This window comes from Bacteroides sp. (genome assembly GCF_029057325.1).
GTDB lineage: Bacteria > Bacteroidota > Bacteroidia > Bacteroidales > Bacteroidaceae > Bacteroides.
The window spans coordinates 1-2,845 of sequence record NZ_JAICZW010000124.1 but is presented as its reverse complement, the minus strand read 5'-3'; the positions used below and the strand labels follow the sequence as shown (position 1 = coordinate 2,845).

Here is a 2,845-nt window from a genome sequence, read left to right as displayed (position 1 = left end):
TTTGCGGAGATTGAAGCGTGTATGGATGCACATCCCGACAGCGCCTTGCTGCTGCTTGGCCGTATTGCGCATCCCGAGCGGCTTCATGGCAAGGAGCGGGCGGACTATGCGTTGCTGCTGACCCGGGCGCGTGACAAAAATTACTTGGACAGCCTGCAATCCGACTCGCTGATACAACTTGCAGTGGATTATTACCGGGACGGCACGGATCGGGCGAAGGCGGGGAAAGCCTTCTTCTATGCTGCTAAGTTGCAGGCGCTGCAAAGAAACGACTCGGCAGCCATGCAGGGCTATCTGGAAGCTCTGCGTGCATTGGAAGGAACCAAAGAATATCGGATGCAAGGGCTTGCACATGAGTATATAGGTATGCTGAATGACAAGAGGAAGCTGTATGACATGGCTTTGGACAATTATCGGCAAGCGCTTTCCTATGTTGGCAAGTGCAATGACACCTTGATGATGGTGTATGTCTGTCGGGATATTGCTTGGACGTATGAGAAAAAGCATGAGTCGGATAGTGTCTGTCAGTATTTGCAGGCGGCTTTTCATCTTTTGCAGGGAGATACGTTATCGGCGGTGTACCCTTCCCTGATGCAACTTTTGGGCGAGCAGAAAGCTGCCCAAGGGTGCTATGTCGAAGCAGTCGATTGTTTCCGCTCAGCCATCAGGCATGAGCGCGCCCTTTCTTCTACTTATCATTATTACATGTCGTTGGGCGATGTCTATTTGCGAATGGGACAGATGGAGCTGGCAGAGGAGTGCTTCCGGAAAGTTTTGGAAGCCGACAATCCCTATACGCGGGCAGGCGGTTGCCACTACTTTTATCGGTTGGAGAGGCAAAGGGGAAATTTTGATAGGGCCATCCGATACAAGGAGCAATCAGATTCTTTGTTGGAAGTCAGCAGGAGTGCGACGGAACAAAGCCGGTTGCTTACTATGCAGCAGAATGATGAAAGAGAGAATCAGCGTTTGGCAAGCGCGGCGCTTTTGAAGCGGGCGGAGTGGCAAAAGTATGGGATTGCGCTTTTGTTTGTCCTGTTTGTCGGGGGAGCATTTTTCCTGTATTTCAGAATAAAAAAGAGGTATCGATTGCAACGTGATAGCGGAGAGAAGAGGCATGCCGATGAGTTGAGGCGGATTGCCCGGGGCTATGAGCAGTGCATTGCGCGGCATCTTTGCCGGATAGAAGAGCAGGAGCGGAAGGAGGCGCAGGATTCCGAAGACACCCGACAGCAGATAGAGGTGTTCCGGCAACAGATACAGATTTTGGAAGATGAAAACCGGAAGATAAAGGAGGGCAAGGATATCAATGGCCTTTCTGTCTTGGTTAAATTGAGGCAGCACCTGCTGCTTGTCCAGAACATGACTCCGGAGGAGAAGCACCTTCTTTTTGAATATATGGATTTGTCCTTCGATGGTTTTGTCGCCCATTTGGGCGAAGAGCATGGCATGAAAGCGAGCACTTTGCTGTTTGTCGTTTTGATGAAAGTGGGTTTCTCTACCGATGATTTGGCTTTTGTTTTCGAGAGTGAATTGGCGACAATTTGGAAGAGAAAACGTCGTTTGAAGGATAAATTGGGGCTAAACAGCAAGGATAGTTTGGAACTTTTCTTGTTTTACTACCCAGGTAAATGTCTAGTAAAATAGAATATGACAGATGTAAATTGCTGATTATTAGTAAAAATAGAATAAAATTTATGTCCAGTTGATTATTTGCTAATATAGTACATCTTTCCTAATTTTGTCCTCAAAATAAAATCAGTGTACTATGAAGACCAAATTTATTTTCTTTTTATTGCTTTCGTTTCTGTATATGGCAGAAGCTAATGCTTGTTTATTGTCCAATCCCGGAGTGGAAATAACCTTGACGGGAAATGACGAGCCTTTTAAAAAACCGGATGAACCGGGCAAAGGCGGTCGTTCCATCCCTATGGCTGTTCCTTTCGCTGCGTTCTTGAATGAGGATTGTTCTGTCGATTTGGATTTTTATCAGGCGGTGGGCGAGATAGAGATTGTTATCTCTCAAAATGGGACAGTGGTTTATTCTTCTACTGAGAGCATCGATTCGCCTGTTTTGAGAAAGATTCCTTTGCAAGAAGGTTTGTCCGGTGACTTTCTGCTGGAGATAAGTGGCGAAGGAGGAGGGTATGCTTTCGGCTGGTTTTCAATGAATAGATGATAAAGATAATTATTATCCATGGATTTGCAGTTAAAATATATAGCTGATCAATGTCTGCTTCGTGGGCTTTTGGGTATGGAGTTGGGATTGTGGGGAGGAAAGACCGGAATGGCTATTTTCTTCTTTCAACTTTTTCGATATACAGGAAACCATTGGTACGAAGATTTTGCTGTGGAGCTATTGGATAATGTCTGTAACGACTTATCGTCATGTTCTCCAATAGTTTTTGCTGATGGATTATGCGGTATAGGTTGGAGCATTGAACTTTTAAAATCAAAAGGCTTTGTTGAAAGTAATACAGATGAAGTATTAGAAGAGGTAGATAAGCGAATAATGGAATGGGACGTAAGTCGCATTACGGATGTTAGTTTGGAAAACGGTTTGATGGGGATTGTTGCATACGTTCGTAGCCGTTTGGATTCTGAGCGAGTTACGAACTATCAACCTTTTGGCACTCGATATTTGGAGGTTTTGGAATATACTTGCCGAAAGTTTGGAATTGATTTATATTCGGATGCTTGTTCATTGCAATCTGTTTGGCATGACGTATTGCAAGCGTTTGAGTTGCAAAAATGTAGGGACAAATGTTGGTGGCGGCAAGGTATATTAGCCATGGAATGCAGAACTATGTCGGTCTATATTAGTGATGAAGATACTACTGAACGT

At 45.0% G+C, this 2,845-nt stretch carries 3 protein-coding genes; all 3 read left to right on the top strand.

What is annotated here, in order from left to right; genetic code table 11:
- On the top strand, nucleotides 1-1,647 hold a 1,647-nt coding region (locus K2G43_RS07335), incomplete at its 5' end, for a tetratricopeptide repeat protein (protein WP_300153832.1).
- Between the two features lie 121 nt (nucleotides 1,648-1,768).
- Complete coding sequence (locus K2G43_RS07330) at nucleotides 1,769-2,179, top strand: DUF3244 domain-containing protein (RefSeq protein ID WP_300153830.1); 411 nt, start codon at nucleotides 1,769-1,771, stop codon at nucleotides 2,177-2,179.
- Nucleotides 2,180-2,197: 18 nt separating this feature from the next.
- Nucleotides 2,198-2,845, top strand: a 648-nt coding sequence (locus tag K2G43_RS07325) for a lanthionine synthetase LanC family protein (protein ID WP_300153828.1), incomplete at its 3' end; no start/stop codon positions are given.